This window comes from Pseudoalteromonas marina (assembly GCF_000238335.3).
In the GTDB taxonomy this organism is placed as follows: Bacteria; Pseudomonadota; Gammaproteobacteria; order Enterobacterales; family Alteromonadaceae; genus Pseudoalteromonas; species Pseudoalteromonas marina.
On record NZ_AHCB03000006.1, the window covers coordinates 401,006 to 426,944 of the forward strand.

The 25,939-nt window shown below is 39.6% G+C and carries 20 protein-coding genes; 5 read left to right on the forward strand and 15 right to left on the reverse strand.

Translation table 11 applies throughout. The annotated features are described in order from the left end of the window. Positions 1-57 precede the first annotated feature (57 nt). The 4 genes from mrcB to PMAN_RS10765 form a co-directional block, all read right to left on the reverse strand. Complete coding sequence (gene mrcB, locus PMAN_RS10750; protein WP_010556987.1) at positions 58-2,400, reverse strand: penicillin-binding protein 1B; 2,343 nt, start codon at positions 2,398-2,400, stop codon at positions 58-60. A 144-nt stretch (positions 2,401-2,544) separates the two neighbouring features. Then, positions 2,545-3,774 carry an ammonium transporter gene (locus PMAN_RS10755; protein ID WP_010556986.1) on the reverse strand — a complete coding sequence of 410 codons (1,230 nt, stop codon included), beginning with the start codon at positions 3,772-3,774 and terminating at the stop codon, positions 2,545-2,547. 9 nt (positions 3,775-3,783) lie between these two features. Continuing rightward, positions 3,784-4,122 (reverse strand): P-II family nitrogen regulator, encoded by a 339-nt coding sequence (locus PMAN_RS10760; RefSeq protein WP_004587162.1) that lies wholly within the window; start codon positions 4,120-4,122, stop codon positions 3,784-3,786. Positions 4,123-4,334: 212 nt separating this feature from the next. Further along, on the reverse strand, positions 4,335-5,558 hold the full coding sequence (locus tag PMAN_RS10765; RefSeq protein ID WP_006791513.1) for a response regulator: 1,224 nt from the start codon (positions 5,556-5,558) through the stop codon (positions 4,335-4,337). A 391-nt stretch (positions 5,559-5,949) separates the two neighbouring features. Here PMAN_RS10765 and PMAN_RS10770 point away from each other — a divergent pair, with 391 nt between their 5' ends. Continuing rightward, on the forward strand, positions 5,950-7,461 hold the full coding sequence (locus PMAN_RS10770) for a S10 family peptidase (RefSeq protein WP_006791515.1): 1,512 nt from the start codon (positions 5,950-5,952) through the stop codon (positions 7,459-7,461). 74 nt (positions 7,462-7,535) lie between these two features. On the opposite strand, the gene PMAN_RS10775 is transcribed toward PMAN_RS10770, so the two are convergent. Together PMAN_RS10775 and PMAN_RS10780 are read right to left on the reverse strand one after the other, a co-directional pair. Beyond that, positions 7,536-8,228, reverse strand: a complete 693-nt coding sequence (locus PMAN_RS10775) for an START domain-containing protein (RefSeq protein WP_010556985.1) — start codon at positions 8,226-8,228, stop codon at positions 7,536-7,538. After that, entirely contained in the window at positions 8,228-9,751 is a 1,524-nt protein-coding gene (locus PMAN_RS10780) for a CYTH and CHAD domain-containing protein (RefSeq protein WP_010556984.1), read from the reverse strand. The genes PMAN_RS10775 and PMAN_RS10780 overlap by 1 nt, the downstream gene beginning before the upstream one ends. Before the next feature lie 213 nt (positions 9,752-9,964). Here PMAN_RS10780 and PMAN_RS10785 point away from each other — a divergent pair, with 213 nt between their 5' ends. Continuing rightward, the gene (locus tag PMAN_RS10785; RefSeq protein WP_010556983.1) at positions 9,965-10,573 is read left to right on the forward strand and encodes a TIGR04211 family SH3 domain-containing protein; all 609 of its coding nucleotides are present in this window, start codon (positions 9,965-9,967) and stop codon (positions 10,571-10,573) included. A 118-nt stretch (positions 10,574-10,691) separates the two neighbouring features. Here PMAN_RS10785 and PMAN_RS10790 read toward each other — a convergent pair whose 3' ends face one another. From PMAN_RS10790 to PMAN_RS10800, 3 genes are all read right to left on the reverse strand, one after another. Next, a complete protein-coding gene (locus PMAN_RS10790) occupies positions 10,692-11,759 on the reverse strand; it encodes a DUF21 domain-containing protein (protein ID WP_010556982.1) in 1,068 nt (355 codons plus the stop codon). A gap of 21 nt (positions 11,760-11,780) precedes the next feature. After that, a complete protein-coding gene (locus tag PMAN_RS10795) occupies positions 11,781-13,133 on the reverse strand; it encodes a magnesium transporter (RefSeq protein WP_010556981.1) in 1,353 nt (450 codons plus the stop codon). A 257-nt stretch (positions 13,134-13,390) separates the two neighbouring features. After that, positions 13,391-13,873: a winged helix-turn-helix transcriptional regulator gene (locus PMAN_RS10800; protein ID WP_033035753.1), complete on the reverse strand. Its 483-nt coding sequence runs from the start codon at positions 13,871-13,873 to the stop codon at positions 13,391-13,393. Between the two features lie 168 nt (positions 13,874-14,041). Here PMAN_RS10800 and putA point away from each other — a divergent pair, with 168 nt between their 5' ends. Then, on the forward strand, positions 14,042-17,845 hold the full coding sequence (putA, locus tag PMAN_RS10805; protein ID WP_010556979.1) for a bifunctional proline dehydrogenase/L-glutamate gamma-semialdehyde dehydrogenase PutA: 3,804 nt from the start codon (positions 14,042-14,044) through the stop codon (positions 17,843-17,845). 118 nt (positions 17,846-17,963) lie between these two features. Then, positions 17,964-19,157 carry a cyclic di-GMP phosphodiesterase gene (locus PMAN_RS10810; protein WP_010556978.1) on the forward strand — a complete coding sequence of 398 codons (1,194 nt, stop codon included), beginning with the start codon at positions 17,964-17,966 and terminating at the stop codon, positions 19,155-19,157. A gap of 46 nt (positions 19,158-19,203) precedes the next feature. Here PMAN_RS10810 and PMAN_RS10815 read toward each other — a convergent pair whose 3' ends face one another. From PMAN_RS10815 to PMAN_RS10840, 6 genes are all read right to left on the reverse strand, one after another. Then, positions 19,204-20,226 (reverse strand): general secretion pathway protein GspB, encoded by a 1,023-nt coding sequence (locus tag PMAN_RS10815; protein ID WP_010556977.1) that lies wholly within the window; start codon positions 20,224-20,226, stop codon positions 19,204-19,206. An 11-nt stretch (positions 20,227-20,237) separates the two neighbouring features. Then, positions 20,238-21,155, reverse strand: a complete 918-nt coding sequence (locus tag PMAN_RS10820) for an ExeA family protein (protein WP_010556976.1) — start codon at positions 21,153-21,155, stop codon at positions 20,238-20,240. A 173-nt stretch (positions 21,156-21,328) separates the two neighbouring features. Beyond that, on the reverse strand, positions 21,329-21,844 hold the full coding sequence (locus PMAN_RS10825; protein ID WP_006791527.1) for an Lcl C-terminal domain-containing protein: 516 nt from the start codon (positions 21,842-21,844) through the stop codon (positions 21,329-21,331). A gap of 9 nt (positions 21,845-21,853) precedes the next feature. Beyond that, positions 21,854-23,509 carry an Lcl C-terminal domain-containing protein gene (locus PMAN_RS10830; protein ID WP_010556975.1) on the reverse strand — a complete coding sequence of 552 codons (1,656 nt, stop codon included), beginning with the start codon at positions 23,507-23,509 and terminating at the stop codon, positions 21,854-21,856. Positions 23,510-23,574: 65 nt separating this feature from the next. After that, positions 23,575-23,907 (reverse strand): hypothetical protein, encoded by a 333-nt coding sequence (locus PMAN_RS10835; protein ID WP_010556974.1) that lies wholly within the window; start codon positions 23,905-23,907, stop codon positions 23,575-23,577. Positions 23,908-23,929: 22 nt separating this feature from the next. Next, positions 23,930-24,637, reverse strand: a complete 708-nt coding sequence (locus tag PMAN_RS10840) for a DUF2982 domain-containing protein (RefSeq protein WP_010556973.1) — start codon at positions 24,635-24,637, stop codon at positions 23,930-23,932. 247 nt (positions 24,638-24,884) lie between these two features. Here PMAN_RS10840 and PMAN_RS10845 point away from each other — a divergent pair, with 247 nt between their 5' ends. After that, the gene (locus PMAN_RS10845) at positions 24,885-25,937 is read left to right on the forward strand and encodes an efflux RND transporter periplasmic adaptor subunit (protein ID WP_010556972.1); all 1,053 of its coding nucleotides are present in this window, start codon (positions 24,885-24,887) and stop codon (positions 25,935-25,937) included. Positions 25,938-25,939 lie beyond the last annotated feature (2 nt).

Genomic DNA, 25,939 nt, shown 5'->3' on the forward strand with positions numbered 1-25,939 from the left:
AGCTTTAATATATATAAACAACAAAGCCGCTAAATAACGGCTTTGTTGTTTGAGTTATCATTTTATACAGCGCGGCCTTGGCTCAAATTCACTCACTCTTAATGGAAGCTGTATCACTTTCCCACATCCTGGAGGAGCTTGTTCACCTGTATGCTCGTTTACAAAGGCCCAACGGATTGAAGGGGGGCGAGTATCGGCAATGGCTTGTGGGTTGAGTGGTTTTAAATAACGGATATAGGCTTCTAGCGCCCCGACACTGCCAGTTAAACCGGTGCTTTTATTATCATCGCGGCCAAGCCATGCAACGGTTACCGTGTTTTGATCAAACCCTGCAAACCAGCTGTCACGTAAATCATTGCTAGTCCCTGTTTTACCAGCTAGTTGAATAGACGGAAAGTGTAAGTTTAACCGCTTTGCTGTGCCGTCTTTTGTTACACGCTTCATTGCATATTTGGTCATGTACACAGAGGCTTCATCAAAACGAGGCTCTGCACTTACTTGATGTTTGTATAGCACGTTACCTACAGAGTCAGTAAGTGCTGATATGGACGTCAACTTCTTATACTCACCGTCATTTGCTATGGTGGTGTAAAGCTGGGCAACATCAAAACTGGATAACTCTAAAGCACCTAAGAGTAAAGACGGGTACTCATCTATTTGACCTTCCACTCCGAGTGATTTAAGCGTGTTTGCAACTTTTTCCACTCCTATATCTAAGCCTAAATTAACAGCAGGTATATTAATACTATTACTAAATGCTTGATAAAGCGGGATTGCACCACGGTATTGGCGATCAAAATTTTCAGGCTGCCATACATTACCTTCTTCGTTTGTTACCTGTAACGGCGAATCATCAAGTAATGTAGCTAAATTATAATTTGGTGATTGTAGTGCTGTTAAATAAACTGCGGGCTTAACCAAAGACCCTATATTTCTTTTTGTATCCAGCACTCTATTAAAGCCTGAATATCGAACGTCACGCCCTGCTACAAGGGCCGATACGCCACCTTTATCTGAATTTACAGAGATCATAGCAACCTCAAGCTTATCTGTTTTAGGGCGTTTCTCTAAATAAGGTAAGCTTTTCTCAACCGAGTTTTCCATTGCTGTTTGTTTTTGTAAATCAAAGTAAGTAAACACCCTAACACCAGCATCTAGTATCTGCTGATCCGGTAGTAATTTATTTAATTCACGGTTCACCAGTTCTAAATACCCTGGGTATGATTTTTGTAAACTTTCTTTCATTGGCGCAATGTCAATTGAGCGCTTAAGGGATGCTCGGTATTCTTCTGTGCTTATTAATTTATTTTCAACCATGAGGCGAAGTACTAAATCGCGACGCTCCATAGTGCGCTCTTTGTAGCGGCGAGGATTGTAATAAGACGGCCCTTTCACCATCGCTACTAGCAACGCTATTTGATCGTATTCAAGCTCATCTACTGGTTTTGAAAAATAAAACTCAGACGCCAAGCCCATGCCATGCACGCCTTGGTTATAAGATTGACCTAAATAAACCTCGTTTAAGTAGGCCTCTAATATTTGGTCTTTTGAGTAACGATAATCAAGAATAAGCGCAATAAACGCCTCATTGATTTTTCGCAGCAGCGAACGTTCACGGGTTAAATATATATTTTTAGCGAGTTGCTGCGTTAACGTGCTACCGCCTTGGACTGTGCGCCCTGCTCTAATATTGGTATATAGAGCGCGTAAAATAGAAAAAACAGATACACCGTGGTGCTCATAAAAATTACGGTCTTCCACCACTAGCAAAGTGTCTTTTAACATAGCAGGAAACTTATCAAGGGGAACAAATTCTCTATCTTGCTTCGAATCGTTACCAATGCGGGCTATTTGAACAGGTTCTAATCGAGCGTTGTTCAAGCGCCTACCAAATTTATCTTTTACAGAGGCTACCTTTTGTCCCGCAAAACGCAGTTCAACAATCTTAGACTCCTCCAGCCCATCATAAAATTCAAACTCTCGTCGGTAAATTTTAATGCTATCAGCCGTTTTTACGTATTGGCCGGTCCGGCTGAGCCTATTAACAGATGAATAATTTAGACGTTCGAGTTCAAATTCTACTTCTTGACTTGATAAGAATTGCCCTGGGTAAAACTGCATTGCACGCGCATACACTTGAGCGGGGAGTTGCCATTTATTTCCTTCAAATACACGTGTTGTTTTTGAATCTAAATAAATAAAGTACATGGCCATAGCAATAAAAACAGCCAAACTCAGCTTCCAAAAAACTGACCATGTTTTTCTCATAAATGAGCGTTTAACAACAGTAGTTGCCGTTTTTTTTGTAGATTTGGGTTTAGCTTTACGTGGCGAACTGCTTGCTTTCGTTGCACGCTTTGAAGGGGTTTTACTACTAGGTGTTTTTTTATTATCAGCCATGTAAGTGTAATATGTTCCAACGGTTTATTTACAAAGGGGAGCTTAGCATATTGGCTATAACCCTAACACCTGAAAAATTAACCTTCCCTGAAACGAAAAAAAGCTCTACCTAAAGTAGAGCTTTAATGAACACACTATATAAATTTAGTTATTACGAACAGATACAAACTCAGGGTAAGCTTCTACACCACAGTCGTGTTGATCCATACCGTTAAGCTCTTCTTCTTCTGTAACACGTATACCCATTGTGTATTTTAATATAGCCCACACAATAAGCGATGCTACAAAAACAAATGCCAAGATTGTTACTAAGCCGATTAACTGATTAACAACGCTTGCATCACCGTTTGAAAGTGGAACCAGCATAATACCTAGTGCACCACATATACCGTGTACAGAAATAGCACCTACTGGGTCATCAATCTTAATTTTGTCTAGAGCTATAATGCTAAATACAACTAATGAACCACCTAGTAAGCCTAGTAGACAAGCCATTAATGGAGAAGGTGAAAGAGGGTCTGCAGTAATAACAACTAAGCCCGCTAACGCACCGTTAAGTACCATTGTTAAATCAGCTTTGCCCCATAATACTTTACAAACAAATAGTGCTGCAATTGCACCCATTGCCGCAGCCGCGTTAGTGTTAAGTAAGATTTGACCTACTGCCGTTGCGTTTTCTTTATCAGATAGTAATAACTGTGAACCACCGTTAAAACCAAACCAACCCATCCACAAAATAAATGTACCTAAAGTAGCAAGCGGTAAGTTAGAACCTGGAATTGGATAAACTTCACCATTTTTTCCGTATTTACCTTTACGAGCACCTAGTAAAATTACACCTGCGAGTGCTGCTGCTGCACCTGCACCATGAACAATGGCAGAACCTGCAAAATCAACAAAGCCCATTTCAGACAAGAAACCACCGCCCCATGTCCAGTAACCTTCCATTGGGTAGATAAAACCAGTTAATACAACAGTAAATGCTAAGAAAGCCCATAGTTTCATTCGTTCAGCAACCGCACCAGATACAATTGACATGGCTGTTGCAACGAAAACTACTTGGAAGAAAAAGTCAGACTCTAAAGAGTGGTCGGCATCAGCAGCTTGCGTACCAATTAACGCGCCCAGTGATGGCATAATTCCGCCCTCAGCGTTGTCTACATACATAATGTTGTAACCAACTAACAAAAACATGGTACACGCGATTGAATAAAGCGCGATGTTTTTAGTTAAAATTTCAGTGGTGTTTTTAGAACGAACTAAGCCCGCTTCTAACATGGCAAAACCAGCAGCCATCCACATAACTAATATACCCGATATCAAAAAGTAAAATGTATCGAGTGAAAATTTAAGTTCTACAATTGTATTTTCCATAAGCCCCTCTTAAATTGCCTCTTCGTCAAGTTCGCCAGTACGGATACGAACTATTTGATCTAAGTCGTACACAAAAATTTTGCCGTCACCAATTTTGCCTGTTGATGCAATTTTTGTGATTGCTTCAACAACGCGCTGACAATTTTCTGTACGAGTTGCAATTTCAAGTTTGATCTTTGGAATAAAATCGACTTGGTACTCTGCACCACGATATAGCTCTGTATGACCTCGTTGACGTCCAAAACCTTTAACATCAACTACAGTCATCCCCTCAATTCCTAAATCAGCGAGCGCTTCACGCACATCGTCTAATTTAAATGGTTTTATGATTGCACTAATCATTTTCATAGCGGCCCCCTCGGACTCTTTATTGTTATCCTGTTGGGTAACATAATCCAACCTTTGTGCCACTATTTAATTTAATTTAAAAACAACAACTTAACCTTTAAAACTAAACTCACCATAAAAAAAACGCACCATTTAGGTGCGTTTTTTTAACAACTCCGCTACATTGGTGCACATATAAAAAAGACCCCAAAATTGCGCTATAATATAAACAGTTACCCGATACAGTTTCTGCCTTTGCTTTTTGCTTCGTATAACGCCTTGTCGGCAACACGCATCGCATCTTTTAAATTGGTATTTTGAAACTCTGCAAGCCCAATACTCGCTGTTATCGTGCAAGACTTGTCACTAATAGAAAAATCGTAACTCGCCATTTTTTTTCTAAACGCTTCTAAATATTCGCGTGCTCTGGCTAAATCGATATCAGGTAGAACAATGGCAAATTCTTCACCACCCACCCTTGCTACAGTAAATTTTGCAAAAGTTGAGCGAATAAGAGACCCAACCTGCTTAAGCGCTTGATCGCCGCCTTCGTGACCAAATGTATCGTTTATATTTTTAAAAAAGTCCACGTCGAGTAGCGCTAGCGTATTATTTTGATTTTGGTTTTTTAATAACTTTTCAGCATATTGATAAAAATAACGTCGATTGTATAAACCGGTTAAGTGATCTCTAAAAGCACTTTCTTTGATATCTGCAATCAGTGATAACTGTTCCATTGTTTGCAACACCCTGCAGTGAAATTCTTCATTCATAAAGGGTTTAGTCAAAAAGTCGTTTGCGCCATATTTTATAAAGCGTGCTGATAAACCGTGCTTGCCCGCTCCAGATAAACCAATTACAGCTAAATCATCGCGCCCTCTAAAATTACGAACTGCTTTAACTAGCTCAAAGCCATCCATTGTTGGCATGGCGTAATCGGTCATTAGCAGCTTTATATCTGGATCAGCTTTTAATATTTCAAGCGCTTGCTGCCCGTCATTCGCGGTGCTTACATCAAACAATTGCTTTTCGAGCATTTGCTTCATTAACGAACGACTCAACATAGAATCGTCCGCAATTAATGCCTTACAACCTTGGTTTCTTAAAAGTTGAGAAACCAATTTAACGGCATAATGATAAGAATCACGGTTATCTTTTATAACGTAATCTACCACACCATCTTCTAGCATTTGCTGACGTTTGTACTCGTCTATCTTTGATGTAAGCACAACCGTAGGAATTGCTTTAGAAAGTGTATATTTGGCAACTTCGCCATTTGGGGCATCGGGGAGAGTTAAGTCAACAAGTGCTAATGAATAGTCGTACTTTTCTACGTGCTCCTGGCATTCAGCTAATGACCAGGCAAAATCAACGGCAACATCTAAATACTGGGCAGTTAAGTGGCGTAAAACCTGCTGGACTACTTTACTGTCTTCAACCACTAATACTCTTTGCATAGACCTTCTCTTTGTTCTCATTATTTTTGCAACATCTGCTGCAAACACAAAATAATAAAACTTACTGGTACCACACTTTAAGCAGCAAAAATAAGTAAATAAAAAACATCCCAGAGTCATTGTTATTTAACGCTTTAAATATTAAAGCACATTCCATTAACCAGCTTGTAAATCAATAATTGTAATAAAAACAAACTTGCTGGCAAATATACCCGATTTTAATTCTTAGCTAAATAATTAAACAAAAATTTACACCATAAATAATTGATTATTTTACTTATCGGCTTATGTTAATTAACTCAACCATTAATATCGGCAGCTAGTCTCATTACTTTTGTTATTTTGCTTATTTTTATCTTTAATAGGTTATCAAATATAATAAGGACACCTCATGAAGCTTAGTCGTATTTTACCAATCACAGTTTTTGCATTAATGCTCAGCCCGCTTGCTGATGCTGATAATCAGCGCCGTATTGATGTAGACAGTAAAGTAGTCACCCAACACAAAGCTAAAATTAATGGTCAACGCTTTAATTATACGGTTGCCACAGGCACTCAACCCGTATGGGACAACAAAGGTGATGCCGTTGCTACACTACAATACACGTATTACACGCGCGATAAAGTTGATGATAGAGCCAAACGCCCGTTGCTCATTTCTTTTAATGGTGGTCCTGGCTCAGCCTCAGTTTGGATGCACTTAGCCTACACAGGCCCTCGCGTATTAAAAATTGATGATGAAGGCTATCCTATTCAGCCCTACGGTGTAAAAGACAACCCGTACTCTGTGCTTGATGTTGCCGACATTGTTTACGTAAACCCAGTAAATACAGGCTATTCGCGAGTTATTGAAAACGAAAAAGGCGAAATGCTTTCTAAAGCTCAACAAAAAGACATGTTTTTTGGCGTTAATGCCGACATTAAATACCTTGGCGAGTGGTTAAATACTTTTGTAAACAGAACAGAGCGTTGGCGCTCTCCAAAGTTTTTAATTGGCGAAAGTTATGGCACAACACGCGTATCAGGCCTTGCACATGAATTACAAAATAGCCAATGGATGTATATTAACGGTGTTGTATTAGTGTCACCAACAGACATTGGTATTAAACGCGAAGGCCCCGTTAAAGCGGCAAATCGCTTGCCGTACTTTGCAGCCACTGCGTGGTATCACAAAGCACTAAACGCCGACTTACAAGCAAAGGACTTAGATGAACTCCTTCCTGAAGTTGAGCAGTTTACTTTAAACGAACTAATACCCGCATTAGCAAAGGGCGGTTTTTTAGCGCAAGACGAAAAGCGTCGTATTATTAAAAAAATGGCTGAGTATGCAGGCCTTTCAGAAACCTTTGTCGATCAAAACAACCTCGATATCCCTACACAATACTTTTGGAAGGAATTATTGCGTGACCGAGGACAAACAGTCGGCCGTTTAGACTCTCGCTATTTAGGTATAGACAAACGTGATGCTGGTGACTCACCTGATTACTGGGCAGAGCTGACTTCATGGTTGCACTCCTTTACGCCTGCAATCAATTACTACCTACGCGAGGAGTTAAACTATAAAACCGACATCAAATATAACTTATTTGGCAACGTTCATCCTTGGGATAGAAGTGGCAATAATACCGGTGAAAACCTTCGTCTTGCGATGGCTCAAAACCCATACTTGAATGTAATGGTACAGGCGGGTTATTACGATGGTGCAACTAATTACTTTGATGCCAAATACACAATGTGGCAATTAGATCCAAGTGGAAAAATGAAAGACCGTCTAAGCTTTAAAGGCTACAGAAGTGGGCACATGATGTATCTTCGCCACGCTGATTTAGAAAGCTCAAATAACGACTTAAGGGAGTTTATACAAAACTCACTGCCTAAAGATTCTAAAGCTGCCAAATATTAAAATATTGATCAACCACCTATAAATGGCTTACCTGAGTCATTTATAGGTGCACATCCTTCCAGTTTTACAATAACTTATTTAACGGTTAGTTCGCGTAAATTACAACTTCCAACTTTAATAACCGGTTCGATTGCGGTGTAGCTTTTAGTTTCTAACATTGTGCGTAAATTAACGAGCGTTTTGAAGGTACTTTTAAGCCCCACTTTATTGTATAGCCACGTTGGTATATTTCCCCCTGGTAAAGCATAAACCTGATACTCAACATTTAAATCTTCGCCCTTTTGTGTAAGTAACCAATGTGCATTTAGCGTTTTTATTCTAACTACCCGCTTAGTTAATGGCAATTCTTCTGGACGCGATTCAATAGAAAGCTTGGTTTGCTGAGGAGAGAGCCTTGAATAACACGAATAGGTAACGGCATCACGGTTTGCCACAGGCCAAGGGGAGTCGATATAGCTATAAACGAGGTTTTCTGAAGGGCTTAAAGCTTTAATTACACGTACCTTAGACGTGTTTTCAAGCCAGCTTGAAGCAATACGCGTATCACTTAATAAATCTAAAAAGTCATTGGCTGTTACATCTTCAATATTAAGCTGACCTTTAACAACAAACGTATCATCAGAAAATTCCTGATATTCAATGCTTACTTCTTGCTCGTTTTTGTATAATTGCCAACGGGGCTCAGAGTAAACATTAAAGCTTAACAAAATAATTAATAAACTAATGCACTTTTGCATAGGGGTTAACTTACAAAAGTGCTTTATCATCATTTTTGCCAATAAGGCTCTATGTCATAAGAAGCAAGTCTACTTTGCTCCATTGCACTGACTAAATATTCAGACTTTTGCTCCAGCCAAGATTGAATTTTTGCAAGTTGCTCATCGTCTTGACCTGCGCATAATTGCTTTAAGTACTCTAGGGTACTGAGTTCATAAACACCATGCGAAATATCTAACCACGGCAACCTAAACTCAAGACGTTCTTCTTTATCGAACATCGATCCTAAGCAATTACCACTTAGCAAGCTGTTTTCAAGCTGCATTCTTAAATTAAGGTAGTCAAGTACACCTAGCGTTTGCTCTTTAGGCAATAATTGATGTAGGTTTTTCCAGTCTTTATTAAATAATCTTTCAGCAATAGAAGACACTGGATTTTCTGCAGCTTGGAGCTCTACCTGCCCCCAATCTTTTCGCCATTGCTTGTCAATCAACCACGTTGTTAACGAGAGCAATAAACGATTGTAACGAGCACTATGAAAAAGCGCATTAATGTCATCAATACTAGGCTGTAGCTCTTTTAAATCGTTAATAACTTGCGCCAAAGCTGGCGCCGCATTTATTTTTTTATAAAATGCATGACGTTTTGACGTATAAGTTTTTAACTGAATTGCATTTTCTACCCATGCTAACTCACTCAAAAGCCACTTAAGCTCGGTGCGTAATTGTTCGGTACTGTCTTTAGAAACTATATCGTCAAACAACCAAAAAGTATGGCGAATTAAACTAATACCATCAGTCACCCTTTTTAAAGTTTTTAAACTCGGTTTATCGAAATAACACTGCTCATGCTTTTGCACAAACCGAATACCAAAGTTCATTGCTTCTTTTAAAGCGCTTTCTTGGGTTGCAGAACGAGGAAGCTTAACAAAGCCAATCGACTTACTAGGCTTAAGCGGATTGTCGTCGGCTAAACGGTAGCCGCGTGCTGCTTTTGAATACAAACCGAGTCGGATACAGTTTTGGCTAACTAAAATATCAGCCAAAGCAAACAGCTCATTGCGGCTACCTTCAATTAATTCTATTTCCAGCTCGCTGATCATCTCAACTTGCCCTGAGGCTGCAATTTCGCCTTTATCAAGCACCACTTCAATTTTTGCACCAGCTTGCGTTTCAATTAACCACGTACGGCGAATAAAATTAGTGCTAAAAATAGGGTACAAATTTTGTGAAATTGCATCTACTTGCATGCCATGTGGCCAAATATCAGCACTAAACGCCATTAAGTTAGGGCGGCTGGAATCAATAGGTAAGTTATATTCTGGGCGCTGATGAAGGCCCCCTACAACTTCGCCGGCAAGCTTGATAGTTTGTTCGCACTGATTGTCAGAACAACGGGTTCTAAAGCCAATATCAAGAGCTCGAAGTTCACGGCTTGGCGTATCATAATAGGCATTTTGCAAACTACGCGATGGTTTATTTATAACCGTTTTAGCAAATTGAGTAATTAGTGAGGGGATCAGTGGGACAACGGCATCTGATACCAAAAATTTCAGTTCTATCTCAGTATCCATTCGGTCTGCGGATTACCTTTAAAATAAATAAGTGGTCAAAATAAACAAAGCGCTCTAACAATGCAAATTTTTTAGGCTTATTAAGTGCTTTAATCATGTCAGGGTTACAATATCAGCCTTGCTTTTAAAAGGCTAAATCCCTACTATCTTGCATTATATGTGAATTAAAAACCATGTTCATAACGGACTCAGTAAGAACAACAAGGTAGATAAATGCTAAAACATTGTTTATTCGGGCTACTTTTAACAGCCACTACGTTTATAAGCTACGCACAAGATGAAGCACAAACAGCGAGCTCATCAGATGCAAATACCGCTTACGTTATTGATAATTTGTATACATTTATGCGTTCAGGCGCGAGCAAAAATTATCGACTACTTGGCTCTGTAGACGCAGGAACAAAAATAACCGTACTATCTAGCGAAGAAAACGGCTATATTAAAATAAAAGACGATAAAGACCGCGAAGGTTGGATTGAAACTAAATTTATTTCTACTACGCCTGGGTTACATCAACAATACCAAGTTTTAAGCAGCGAAATGAGCACCATGCAGGAAAATTTACGCCTTGCTCAAATAGAACTACCGCAGCTACAAAAGCAAAATCAAACCTTAACCGATCAAAACCTGCAATTATCAGCGCAAATTACAAGCCTGCAAACAACACTCGCGCAAGAGCGCACGCAAAAAGAAGCCGCTAGTTCAAAAGAAAAACGACAACTACTTACCTACGGCGGTGCGATTGCATTTTTAGGGTTGTTTTTGGGAATTATTTTAACCATTGTTTTGTCGCGCCGTAAGCGTTACGAAGGCTGGGCATAAATTAATTTAATGAAAATTGTTCAATAAAAAAGCCGCTATTAGCGGCTTTTTTATTCGCATATCAAATATTGAGCTATGCATATATAGCACTGGCTTAACTATAAAAAAATAGATTAACTTACGATTTTGCCAGCGGCTGTACTTCTTTATTTTCGTTCATCTCTAACTTTGGCGCATTCATTCCCTTTAATAAACGACCGAATATATCAGCACCAGTAATAATACGCTTCTCATCACCCCATACCAGCACAACGTCGTGATCAATAGCACCATCAAACGATTTATCGAGCGAATGATTTGCGCGTATTTTTAAAATAACCTCACTTAAACGCAGTGTTTCATCCGTTACAATAATAGGTCTGTGGCAAAAATGGTAAGGGTCAAAAATATCTGGCTCAAATAATGCTGATCGTAAAAAACCATCTGCATCAACCACTAATAACGGCCACCCATCGTTGTTAGTCAAAATTACCCAGTTATAGCCCGATTTGTGTAATTTACGTAAAAACTCATTATCGGCTGATAATGTCAGTTCAGGAAAAATAGGTAAATCAAGTTTAGTAGGTAAAGAGATTATAGAATCTGGATCAATTATTTCCCCTTCTTTAGTTACACTGATTTCGTCTAAGCTAAAAAAGTTAAGTGCACCAATACCTTCAACATGTTGCACATCAACTTCTTCGGCCTCAATGTGTTTACGTATTATTCCTCTAAGCTCGCTTTCAGCAAAATAGGTAATACCTTCTTTGCCCAGCCATGCATCAAGTACCAAGGCCGTTGGTTTAGCAACAACATAAAACAAAACTTGATAAAACTTTATTAATGGCGAAAGCATACTCGCCATTTTTAATGCATTACGAGAAAAATAAGCTTGAGGTGTTATCTCACCGATTATCGTAATCGCAATCGTTGAGAATAAAAACGAGCTAGCGCCCATTAATACAGAATCAGAGAGCAACGTGAGTAAAACGTTAATACCCACGTTACCCCACAAAATGGTTGCTAGTAAAAAGTTAGAGTCGTTACGAAGTGCCATAACCTTAATTGCCGCTTCGTTTCTTTTTGAACTTTCCATTTCAAGCTGTAATCGGCTTAACGAAAAGAACGCCAAATTCAAGCCCGAAAATATTGCCGATTGCGAAATACACAGAGCAATAGCACACCAAATCATGACATCAAACGTCATTTTATTTTCCTGTTAAAAAGTTTATAGCAGCAACAAACTGCCTAAACCTAAAAAGGTCACAAACCCAACAATGTCGGTAACCGTTGTTAAAATAACAGAGCCAGATAACGCTGGATCTATTTTCATTTTGTCTAAAATCGATGGTATTACAACGCCCGCGAGCGATGCCGCTACTAAATTTAATAAAATAGCGACTGTAATCGTTACACTTAACATCAAATCGTTAAACCATAAGTAGGTGAGTAAACCAATTACAAATGCCCACACTAAACCGTTAACAGCCCCGACTCTTAGTTCTTTTTTAAGTAACGCATTGCGGTTTGAATCAGTCACCTGCCCCAAAGCCAAACCACGCACGATAACGGTTAATGTTTGACTACCCGCAATTCCTCCCATTGAGGCTACAACCGGCATAAGCACCGCTAAAGCAACCACTTGTTCTATAGTGGCGCCAAATAGACCAATGAACCACGATGCTAAAAATGCAGTGGCCAAGTTTATACCTAGCCAAATACCACGGTTTTTAGCACTTTTTCGTACACTGGCAAATAAATCTTCGTCCTCTCGTAAACCACCCGCCTTTGCGGTGGCTTCATCGGTTATTTCTTGGCGAAGTTCGTAAGCAGAGGCAATTGTTAATCGCCCTAATAATTTATTATCTGAATTTACAACCGGCATAGCCATTTGCTCAGAGTGAATTACGACTTCAGCAGCTTCATATAAATCATCGTCTGCATGCAACGATGAAAAATCATGATTTGCCAGCGTCATTAAATTATCGTTATCGTGTGCTTTGATAAGATCGTTAATGGCCACTTCACCAATCAAACTGCCTTTTCGGGTCACTAAATAAATGACTTCACTGTATTGCGGTACACCTTTAAATAAAAGCTTTTTTGCGCCACCAGCGGTTAACTTGTCAGACACCTTTAATATATCAAAACCTAGCCAGTGACCGAGTTGTTCTGGTGGGTATTGCTGTGCTAAATCGTACTGCTTGGTTTGCGCTTCATCTAATTGCTTTTTTGCATAGTCGACAAACCGCTCAGGTATAACTTCTTCTAATTCGAGTAGCTCTTCTACATTTACTTCATCAAGTAATTTAAATGCATCACTGTCATCAAGTGTTTGCAGTAACCATAAACAACTGTCAGGGCTTAAATTTACAAAAATTTCATGCTGTGTATCTTCATCAAGCAATTGCCAAATTTCGAGTCGCTGCTCTTTGGGTATTGCTTCAAACAATAAAGATAGATGCTCTGTAGAAAGTGTGCTTTGTGCGTCGATCAACAGTTTATTCTTACGTTCTGTGGTGTCGCATTGCAGTAAGTCGTTTATGAGTTGTGGAAGCTGATCTACCGGATACTCAATCATTAAAAAACCTTAAAATTAAAAAGCACATTATTTACAGTTTACCTTCTCAATTAAAAATTGCAGAAAAAACGGTACTTTAATTAAAGATGTGCATGCTATTTTGCGCATTGTATGGGCAAAACAAAGGCAGTACTATTTATTTTTATATAAATTAAAAGTATGAAATTAAAGTATTAGAAAACAAAAGGGAAAGAAGTTGGGCAACTATGAATACTAAAGCATACAGGCATTATTTTGTATGCTTTAAATATGTGGGATTAAATTTCGATTAATAACCCTTTGTCTTTTTTTACTTTTTCAATAACCATATAAGTATGGTGTGTGCCTACACCGGGGATATCAACTAAGTCACCCAACACTTGCCTGTACTCTTCCATGTTAGATACACGTATTTTTAATAAGTAGTCGTAACCGCCTGCAACCATGTCACATTCTACAACTTGTTCCATTTTTAATATGTGTTCTTTAAATACTTTAAATACAGCAGTATTTGAGGTAACCAACGACACTTGAACATGAGCCACTAAGCTTTGGTTTAACTTAGCTTCGCTTAATTTAGCATAATAACCCTCAATATAGCCTTCTTGCTCTAATCGCTTTACGCGATCAAGGCATGGGCTTGGGCTTAAATTAACTTGTTTTGCTAAGTTAACGTTAGAAATTCTGCCGTTTTTTTGCAAAACGTCTAAAATTGCTAAATCAATGCGATCTAGCATGCGTAATCTATTTGGATTTGTCATACAGAATTTTATGCGGATAAGTTAAATTTATGCCCTGTAAATTATCGTAAATCGACAAATTTAACCAGCATATTCTGCTGAATTTTATTTAGAATGCACTCTCAATATCACTGGTATTTTATTGGTAATTAAATTTACTTTAAATCTTAACACTGCTAAGGGTTGCTTATGTTATTCAACGGCGATTTAACAACTGACTGTCCTATAAGACAAAAAATCCGTGACTTTTACCGCATAGACGAAAATGCGGTTATCGATCATATTTTACCGCTTGCAGAAGTAGGCGTTAAAGCACGAAGCCGTGCCTGGGAAAGAGCCCGCCAAATTGTTTTAAACATTCGTAAAGAACAAGATGGTCAAGGCGGTGTAGATGCGCTACTGAATGAATTCTCGCTTTCAAGTGAAGAAGGCGTAGTGTTGATGTGTTTAGCCGAAGCGTTGCTTCGTGTACCAGACAAAGAAACCCAAGAAGCCCTTATTCGCGACAAGTTAGCAAAAGGTGATTGGAGCTCTCATTTAGGCAGTAGCGACTCTTTATTCGTAAATGCATCATCTTGGGGCCTATTAGTAACTGGTAAAATGGTTAACTACACAGATAAAACCAAAGACCAACAGTTTGGTATGCTTAAAAAGACCATTGGTCGTTTAGGTGAGCCTGTTATTCGTAAGTCTGTAAACTTTGCAATGAAAATTATGGGTAAGCAATTCGTTATGGGTCGTACCATAAACGAAGCAATTGAACGTGCTGCCGACACAGAGCAAAAAGGCTATGTATATTCTTACGATATGTTGGGTGAAGGCGCGCGCACAAGTAAAGATGCTAAACGCTACTTTGACAGCTACATGAATGCCATCCACTCAATTGGTAAAGCGGCAAATGGCCGTGGTCCTATTAAAAGCCCAGGTATTTCTGTAAAGCTTTCGGCTATTCATCCGCGCTATGAATTTACGCATAAAGACCGTGTAATGGCTGAAATTGTACCTAAGCTAAAAGAGCTTGCTCTGGCTGCAAAACAGTACGACATTGGTTTTACCGTTGATGCAGAAGAAGCTGACCGTTTAGATATTTCACTGGATATTATCGAAGCCGTATTTAGCGATAAAGATTTAGATGGCTGGCAAGGGTTTGGCTTAGCTGTTCAAGCGTATCAAAAACGTGCGATTTTTGTTATTGAGTGGCTAACAGAGCTTGCTACGCGTGTAGGTCGTAAACTAATGGTGCGCTTAGTTAAAGGCGCATATTGGGATACTGAAATTAAAACTACACAACAAGATGGTTTAGATCACTACCCTGTATTTACCCGAAAAGCGACAACCGACGTATCTTATAAAGCATGTGCAATTAAAATGCTAGAAGCACGTGATGTGCTATACCCACAATTTGCAACACACAATGCATACACTGCAGCAACTATTCTAGAAGTGGCTAAAGGCGATAACACAGGGTTTGAATTCCAACGCTTACACGGCATGGGTGAATCGTTATTTGATCAAATTGTAAATGCAGAAAAAATTCAGTGTCGTGTATACGCTCCCGTTGGCCAACACGAAGACCTATTGGCCTATCTTGTTAGACGTTTACTAGAAAATGGTGCAAATTCATCGTTTGTAAATGCCATAGTTGATACCTCTAAACCGGTAGAAACACTGCTGCCAGATCCGGTAGAAACGCTGCAAGGGCTTCGCAACAAATACAATACGCAAATTAAAATGCCAATTGATTTATACGGCGAAGAACGCGCTAACTCTAAAGGCATGGACTTAACCGATATAAACGTAATTACACCGTTTAAAGAAAACCTAGACAACTGGTTTAACGAGCACCTAATAGATCAAAGCCAAGTCCCTGATGGATCACTTGCTGTTAAAAACCCAGCAAACCATAAAGAAATCATCGGCCATGTAAAACTACAAAGTGGCGATGAGATGAAAACACTACTTGCTAATGCAGAAGCAGCGTTTGAGTCATGGTCGCAAACCCCTGTAAAAGACCGCGCTAATTTATTACGCCGCATTGCTGATATTTTAGAACGTCATCACGACGAGCTCGTTGCTATTTGTATCAAAGAAGCGGGTAAAGTAGCACAAGATGGCATAGACGAAGTACGTGAAGCAGTCGACTTTTGTCGTTACTACGCTGCACGAGCCGAAGAACTCTCAGAAGATGAGCGCTTTGAAGCACGGGGTGTAATTCTGTGTATTAGTCCATGGAACTTCCCACTCGCTATATTCTTAGGGCAAGTGGCTGCTGCCATTGTGACGGGTAATACTGTTATTGCCAAACCGGCTGAACAAACAAGCTTAATTGCACTGCGTACCATTGAACTAATGCTATCGGTTGGCTTACCTGAGCATGTTGTGCAACCTGTTATTGCACGCGGTAGTGAAGTGGGTAAAACAATTGTTCCTGATGAGCGTATTCAAGCAGTCATGTTTACAGGTTCAACTGAAACCGGCACATTAATTTCTCAAACGCTTGCAGCACGAAACGACATACAAGTGCCATTAATCGCCGAAACAGGTGGTCAAAACTGTATGATTGTTGACTCTACAGCACTGCCTGAGCAAGTAGTTGATGATGTTATAAGTTCGGGTTTCCAAAGCGCTGGTCAACGTTGTTCAGCACTGCGAGTATTGTTTATCCAAGAAGACGTAGCCGACGGCATCATTGAAATGCTTAAAGGTGCTTTGGCTGAATTACATATTGGCGATCCGTCATTGTTATCTACCGATGTAGGGCCTGTAATCGATGAAAAAGCACTTAAAAACTTAACCGAACATGTTGAGTATTTAAAAGGCAATGCAACACTTCATTACGAATGTAAAATTCCGGACAACAGTGAAAATGGTGCGTACTTCTTTGCACCACGTCTTTACGAAATAAAAGACCTTTCTGTACTTAAGCGCGAAGTATTTGGTCCATGTGTTCATATTATTCGCTTCAAAGCGAATCAACTTGATGACGTAATTGATCAAATAAACAATACAGGTTACGGCTTAACAATGGGTGTACATTCACGTATTGAAGAGCGTTGCGAATACCTTGCTAAAATGTCTCGTGCGGGAAATGTATACGTAAACCGTAATATGATAGGCGCAATTGTTGGTGTGCAGCCATTTGGTGGCCGAGGCCTATCGGGTACAGGCCCTAAAGCCGGTGGCCCTAACTACCTACAGCGTTTGGTGAAAGAAAAAGCATCGCCAGAAAACGTACAAATGACAAACCTAACGCCAGATGAGCTTGATTTACACCACTACAGTGGCGCAAATGCTCAAGTAGAAAAGCTAATGGCTAATTCAATGCGCGATGAAAAAATTTGGCGAGCAACCCCGCTAAACGATCGTGTATCTGCTGTTCGTCAGCTACTAGCCAAAATTGCTACGGTAGAAATTATTGATGACCTTGCTGACGATTTAGCTTTAACGCTAGCCGATGCGCGCGCACAGCTAAACCGCCTTGAAAAGCATATGCGTAAATTTACAACGTTGCCTGGGCCAACGGGTGAGTCTAACACGCTTCACTTAGAAGCTCGCGGCTGTGTTGTTTGTTATGCGGATAAGAGTACCTCTTTTAACTTTTGGGCGTTATCTATTATCACTGCATTAGCTGCGGGTAATACGGTAATTACAGTTGCCTCTGAAATGTTTTACGAAGAAGCTGAAGCATTCAGAGAGAAGTTTATTGCCACAGGTGTTGCCGAAGGGGTATTTCAGGTAGCTAAACCTAATCAGTTACAAGCTATTTTGGGTCACCCTCATTTAGCAGGTGCAGTTGTTGCAGCGCGTTCGTCGCGTTTAGGTTACTTCAGCCAGCAACTTGCACAACGTAAGGGCGCTATATTACCTGTGATCAGTTCTGAGTATTACGACACATTAATCAAGCGTCTTATTACTGAAAAAACAATTAGTGTAGATACAACGGCGTCAGGTGGTAATACATCCTTGATGACCTTAGTTGAAGATGATGATTAATTAAGCTAATACTAATTACTTATAATGTTTATTAAAGGCACCTTTTGGTGCCTTTTTTCTATTTAAAGTACGTAAAGTTTGCTATTTTCAATATAGATTTATTAGTTAAGTAGTTAAATTGAAAAAGCTCCCTGTTTCTAAATTACTCCCTGGTATGTTTGTGCAAAGCGTCACAAAACAAACGGGCAGAGTAAAAATAAAAAGCCAAGGCTGGGTAAAAACCCAAACGAGTATTGATAAGCTTATTAAGGCGGGTATTTTAGAGGTCGAAATTGACCCAGATAAAACACTCACCGAAACAGTGCCTGAAAAAGAACAAACCAAAACACCTGCCACAAAAATAAAACGCGATCCTTGGCAAAAAACGCATAGTGCAGCTCAAGAAATGAATAAAGCTAAAAAGCTTTATGACGAAGCTAAAACGCTGCAAATAAAAGCATTTAAAGATATAAAGTCCGGCCTGAACATTGATATTGCTCCATTTAAAGAGCTTGCTAGCGGTTTTATGGATTCAGTTTTTAGAAACCAAGACGCCCTAGCCTGCCTCACGCAAATGCGCCAAAAAGATGCATACTTACTAGAGCACTCTATAAACGTATCTATCTTAATGGGTATTTTTGCAAAACACCTTAATATTGAAAAAGACATTATTGTAGAGCTCACCACAGGTGCGCTGCTGCATGATATCGGTAAAATAAAAACGCCAGATGAAGTCCTCAATAAGCCTGGGCGCTTAACCGAAGCCGAATTTGAAATAATGAAGCAGCATGCGGTTTACTCTAAACAAATTTTGGAAGAGTCAGGTTTAACTGGTATTGCTGTAGATATTGCAGGCATGCATCATGAACGTATAGACGGAACTGGTTACCCTTTTGGTAAAAAAGGAAATGAAATAAGCCAGTATGTTCGCATGGCTTCTATTGTAGATGTATACGACGCCCTAACAGCAGAGCGAGTTTATAAATCGGGCATGGAACCCATTAAGGCATTTAAAATATTAAAAGAAGGCTGCCCAAATAGCTTTGACGGCGAATTACTAACTAAGTTTATTCAGTGTATTGGAATTCACCCTGTAGGCACATTAGTAAAGCTTTCAAGCCAAAAAGTCGGGCTTGTGACAGAAAGTAATCCCGCGATGCCATTAAAGCCGATTGTTAAAACCTTTTATAGTGCAAAGCATAGCCGTTATACAGAAGTGCTCGATATTGATTTGTCGAACAAGCGAATTGAAGACTCACTCGAAACAACCGTAAAAGCCGGCGACTTCAACATTGATTTAGAGCGCTTTTACAAAAACTCTGTATTACCTTAAATAGTCAGTATAAGCTCAATGTTACTCATTGAGCTTATACTTTTTGTTACTCTGGCCAGTCTTGCAGGGCTTTTAAACTAAACTCGTAACCGTCAAAATCTATTACGCTTTGCTCAGGTGTAATTTCTTTTACCATTAATGCACCAATGCTCTCACCTTCGTGAAGCTCTCGCCCATTTAACTTTATCCAGCGTTTATCTGCACTTGATGAATAGATATGTGCTTGATACTTTATGCTAGGTAGCATTGCTTGTAGGCCATCTGGTAACAATTCGATAGGCTCTACCCGAGATGACGATTTAGAGGCCTGAGTTACCTCATAATCTTGGTTTTTATCGACATCTTGCACTGCCTGCGCAAACGCATTTTTAAGTGTAGTTGGCACAGCATCAAGCTCAGGGTCACTTTTAGGTTCAGCTTGCGCTGCACCACTAATTGGCTTACCCAACACTTTATATTTACTCATATCAATACTTGTTGACGACGTACTTTGAGTTTGTTCAAAACCACCTTGGTTATAAGTTAACTGTGTATTTGAATTAAGTTGACCTTGGTTTGGCTGATTATAATTTTGCGTATTTACAAGCGGAGGTTGATTAAAAGTTTGTTGAATGCCACTAGCTGCACCTGTTGATGGCATTGGAATATACTGCCCAGTTGGTGTTAACAACATTTGCTGAATACCCGTTGGTGTTTGCACGTGCACTAACTGCCCTTCAATAGTCGCTGTATTGCTTGGCGCTTTTTCAGGTTTAGGCTTTACATTCACCTCAGCTTGTTCAGTGGCAGGTAATGCTGCTGTCTGTAACTCAGTCGTTACTTGTTCATTACTTTGAGTGCTAACTACATTTGAGGGTTCAACAGAACCAGGTGATTGGACCCATTTACCAAAAGTAAATCCGGCCGCCACCGTTACAAAGGCCGCCAAGCTGCCACCCAAAACAAAGGCGATACGCCGGTAGCGAGCGAGTGCTTGTTGCTGTTTTAACTGCTCCGACTGTAAATCGTATTGCTCGGCGCTCATATCAGCTTGTTGAGATTGCTTTAATGCATCTAATAAATAAGACATAAATCACCTAACTATAAAATAAAGGAAAGCCCAATACCTGCGGCAAACAAAGCGCCGAAAGCAAAGCAATAAATTAAAATCGATGGCGACTGCTCAGGCTTATTCGTTGTTGCAACAAAGTCAGAAGGTAGTGATTCTTGCGCAGATTGTTTAACAATTTCAGCATCTACAACAAGTTGCTGCTTCGAAAAAGTACCCACTAAAGCTCGTTCACACACTAGGTTCATCAAGCGAGGTATACCGCCTGTCATTTTATGAACCATCTGCATTGCATCCATCGAAAACAATCCTTTATCGCACCCAGCAATGTGTAACCGGTGCTTGATATACGCCACTGTTTGGCCTTGTGTTAAAGGTAATAAGTGATAACGCGCGGTGATCCGTTGAGCAAGCTGCCTTAACTCATTACGTTTTAATAAATCTTGAAGTTCTGGCTGACCTACAAGCACGATTTGCAATAGCTTTTTGTGGTCGGTTTCTATATTAGTTAATAAACGAAGTTGCTCTAGCACATTGGGGGCAAGTAGCTGCGCCTCGTCAATAATTAAAATAGTATGGCCACCCGCCTTGTTATTACTCTCTAAGTGTTTTTTTATTATATCGGTTAAACTTTTAAGCGTCGCATTTTGTGCGTCATAACTAATTTTCAATTCATCGCAAATACTGGCTAACAACTCAAGTTCTGACAGTGCAGGGTTATGAATCATCGCTACTTGTGTATTTTCAGGTAATTGCTCTAGCATGCTGCGGGTGATTGTTGTTTTTCCGGTGCCTACTTCGCCCGTTAGTAATACAAAACCACCGTCTTCACCCAATCCATAGGTTAAGTGTGCTAAGGCTTCTTTATGGCGCTCGCTTAAAAATAAATAATGAGGGTTAGGCGAAATCGAAAAAGGTTTTTCGTTCAGGCCAAAATAGCTTAAATACACCGCGATGTTCCTTCGTAATTAAATCACCGCCTATAATGGCAAAAAAACGCGCACAGTAACATCGTTGTAAGCGCTTTATTGTTGAAATAAAGTAAATTTATGTAAAAACAAAAAAGCGCAACTACCGGAGTCACCTCCAATAACTGCGCTTTTTAATCAAACTTATTTGGTCTTTATTTTTCGTAGCGAACTAGGCGTAAATAAACATCACTGGTTTTAGGACGTAAACTATTTAGCCCGCTGTCAAACTGATACACCCAGGCCGAACTCATACTGCTAACACCCGATGTGCTAGACCAATAGTTTTGAGATTTAGTGCCTAAAAAAACAACTTCATTTATGCTTGGCTCTGTACAACTGTGCTCTAAAATACTGGCTAGCTCTTTAATATTAGGCACCTGCCAATCATCATAATTTGCAGTTGTATCGTTAGTCGCGCCTCGTAAAGCTTCTTGCCACGTCACTGCAGGCGTAGATCCTTCGCACAGTAATGTTTCTGTATTATAGGTTTGAGAATAACTACAACGCTGCCACATTAGGCCAGTTTCAGTGTCAGATACTGTACCATCAGCATTAACGGTAAACCTATCGGTTGGGGTTGTTGTGTCAGCACCGCCATAACATGTTTGCGCAGCTACATTAAAACTAAAGCCAAAAACTATAAACGTATTTAATAATTTTAATTTCATAACACTCTCCTATCGGCTTCTGACTAAACGAACATATGCGTTGTTCTCTTTTGGATAGGCAAGGTCATTACCATTGCTCATATCAATAATATAAGCTTGCGATAAACTGGTGCCATCTGCTGCAGTTTGAGATGTCCAATAAGGTAAATTAACATTATCGATAGCACCCGCTTCTGGCATATTTGGAAAGAAAGCTAAATCAATTAAAACGCTTTGCCCTTGTTTCCCATAATCAATTAACCCCAAAAGCTCTGTATACGTGGGTACTCGCCAATTTGTTCCCCCACAAAAATCGATAGCATTAACTTCATTTATATAGGTTTGTAGGCCACAGCTTGTGTCGTTAGGGCATGTTGTATTTGCTGTGCTGTCTGCATCGGTAGTTGTGTCGCCAATGTCCCAATAATAGCTGTTTTGTGCATCCCGTAACGTTGTGTTTGGTAAAGAACCAGACGACGGTGATTTAACTTCCCAAACAAGCCCTGTGACGTTGTCACGAATACAGCTAAAGTCTTCACTTGAGTCATCCACCTCGTCGGCAAACTGATTAAGCTTTGTATAATCAAACGCGAGATTACCTATGCCTGCTTTATCTATGCGGTTAGCAAAGCTATCTCGACCGAGCTCTGCGTCTTGCTCAGGAAAGTCATCACTGCCACAATTTATGCGCTGCGTATTGTTGTAACATTCTCCCATACCACTATCGTTTATCAGACCAAGCGCCTTTGGCGTTATATCAATAAACACAGTATCTGTATCGGTGCGTCCTTTCGAATCGGTAACGGTTACTTCAAAGCTAAGCGTGGTGTTGGTGTCTACATCGGAGGCAAAAAAGGTAGATACACACTGTTGGCTATCGCTTAGTGTTTCGGCATTCCCGGTTAATTGTTGCCACTCGCACTGATAAGTATCCGTGACTGTTTCGCTATTGCTTGCATCTAGTGTTACCTGGTCAAATTCTTCAACATTTTGATCATCCCCTGCATTTGCGGCAACTAGCTCATTAGTTTTATTAAGGCTCATTGTGAATTGAGTACTGGCTTCGCCACCCTCATCGTCAGTAACCGTTAAGCGCCAAAGCAAAGTTGTGTTTGCTTCTAATAAAGGGTGAGTAAAACTTAATGTTGAACCATCAAAGCTGGAAATATCTAAGTCAGGGCCTGATATTAGTTCCCAAAAATAGCTATTCACCATCCCATTTTCATCCGGATCACTAGAATCAACACCGCTCAGTATAACGGTATCTTGGTATATAGAAGGGAGTGTATCTGGTGCTGTTTGTGTTATTACAGCAATAGGGAGCTGGTTATTAGAACTAACCGAAATTAAAAGGTCGTCACTTACTGTGCTATTGCCAGTGCTTTGATAACTGACCCTTAGTACAATTTCACTGTCTGCTTTAACATCAGGTGCCGTAAGTGTTTGCTCAGCGCCTTCAAGTGGAAAACCATCTATACTTGGTCCGCTAACTTGTTGCCAAGTAAAAGTTCCATCCGTTGGAGAGCCTTGTGCAGTGATTGTAAAATCAATTTTTTCAATAACTTGTATATCTGAACCCGCATTCACTGAGGCTTCAATATTTGTGGTGCTGTCACTACCGCCACCACCGCCGCAGGCTGTGATAAAAATGCAGGAAAAAAGAGGGATTAACGCTAACGCTTTCATTCGTAGCACCTTGTGTCAAATAATTACTATAACGCAATCGTAAGCAATAAAGGTGCCACTAAGCTTTACATATAAGCATCTTGATGAATACGAACAAACAATTTAGTGCCAATTTTACTGTAATCGACTTTATATTCACGCCCATCTAACGACTGAATAAAAAGTAACTGCTTTTCTTCACCAAATACTTCAGCACTACTTATATATACCATTTCTAGGTAACGGTCTTTTGCGTCGCGTCTATTTTTTGGTAACTCTTCTTTAAAGGGCTCTAAGCCGTTTTGAGTTACTTTAATTCGTGGGTGGATGTCAGAGTTAACAACCACTAAATCAAGTTTTTTGTCTTTATGTATTATGGTATTTCGACCACTTTTTAAAAAGGCTCTTTCTTGGCTCATTGTCTTTTCCTACAGCCGCAGTTTAATCTTTAAGCTGCGACGCTATAAACTGATGTGGCTCGCGCTTCCATTTATTTAAATTAGCGCTAAAAGCCCAAATATCGGTGTCTAGTACACTGGCAGGTAGTAATAAATCATACCCTGTTAGCAGCTTGAGGTGCTTAGTTCTGTTTGCAAACATAGCTATTAAACCATTATAGCTAATTCCGCGCGCAGATCGATGTTGTGTATCTTCTACTAACCATTCTGATGGGCAATTGCCATTTTTGCAATGATTTTGAACAACCTGCATAAAAAAATGTCGTTGTTCTATAAGTAATTTACCCGCAATTCTAGGAGTTATACTCATTAAAAACTCATCAATATCATTTAGTTTTAGCCCAACCGCGTTTAGCTCTAAATGCTCTAAGCCTTTTTCGACTTTTGGAACACCGCAAGAATGAAAGTTTTTATGAGATAGACACCAACGGCCATATTTATGCCTATACTCTATAGCAGATTCGCTCAAAATTAAGCTGTAATAAGGTTCTTGAGTTTTTAAAAAACCCACAAAAATAGCCCCAAGGCAGGCACTGACTAAAAAAATTTCAACAATGCTAATAGTGCCTGATTTTAGTAAATTAAATGCCATAATAAAGACTAAACCAATAGCGCCCACAATCAGGATTTCAATACCATTACGTGAACCTTGCGCACGGTATTTAATGTGTTTTTTAGTGTGTTTATCCATACTGATAAAAAGCCATATAAAATATAAACATAATAATAGCCCATAAAATTACTTTTCTGGCTGTCATGCAGGCCTTACAAGATGTTTTAAAATTCATATATTTATCGCTTTAATTAAACAAAAACCGGTACACACCTTTAATATTACTTACTTTTACGCCTAACGCACAAAATTATGAGACACATAACAGACTTTATCCGGTCTTATTTCGTACAATACTTATAATTAATTTTCAGGTATGAAAACGATGTACTCTAGACAATCAGGCAAAGCTCTTTTTCCATTCATTATTACACTACTTTTAATATTTAGTGTTTACTTATATTTACCCTCAAGCCATGGCGAACAAGCCAATTTTTCTAACATGTCTGCACAGGTTTCTGCACATACAGTAACTTCGCAAGAAAACGCTGTAATGATAGAAGCAATTGGTAGCGCACGCGCAAATCAAGCTATTTACATTAAAAGCGCACAAAACGACTATGTTACCGACATATTTTTTAAAGATGGTGATTTAGTGAGTAAGGGCCAAAAACTTGTGCAATTGCAAAGCAGACAAGAAGAGTTAGCCGTTGAAGAACTCAGCATTAATTTACAAGAAGAAAAGCGTCAGCTTAACCGTCTTACAGAACTTTCACGTACACAGTCTACAGCTAAATCGTTGCTCGAAGAGCAATTATCTGTTGTAGACGCGACCAAGTCACAACTCGAAAGCGCTAAAACAACGTTAAGCGAAATGACCATTCGTGCGCCTTTTTCTGGCCTGCTAGGTAAACGCGAAATATCTGTAGGCGCTTATGTTAATAATGCAACCATACTCACTACCCTTGATGATATTAGTATTATAAAAGTAGACTTTAAAGTCCCTGAAAAATATTTGGCGCAACTTGCCATTGGCATGAAAGTATTAACGCAAAACGACGCTTACCCTGATCAAACATTCACAGGGAAAGTAACACATATTAGCTCACGTATTGACGCCGTGACACGCAGCATTGAAGTAACTGCTAGTTTTGCCAATAAATCGGGCCTATTACGCCCAGGAATGTTGCTAAATACCGCACTTGAGCTAAGTACAAGCCAAGCACTTATGGTTCCTGAAAAAGCGGTTATACCACTGCAAGACAAACACTACGTGTTTAAAATTACAGATGGCGTTGCAAACAAAATAGAAGTGCACGTTGCAGGCAGAAATAACGGTTGGGTAGCCATTGATGAAGGCTTAACCGATGGCCAGCAAATTATTACTGAGGGGCTGATAAAAATTCGCTCAGGCAGTAAAGTTAGCGTTAAGGGGTAATA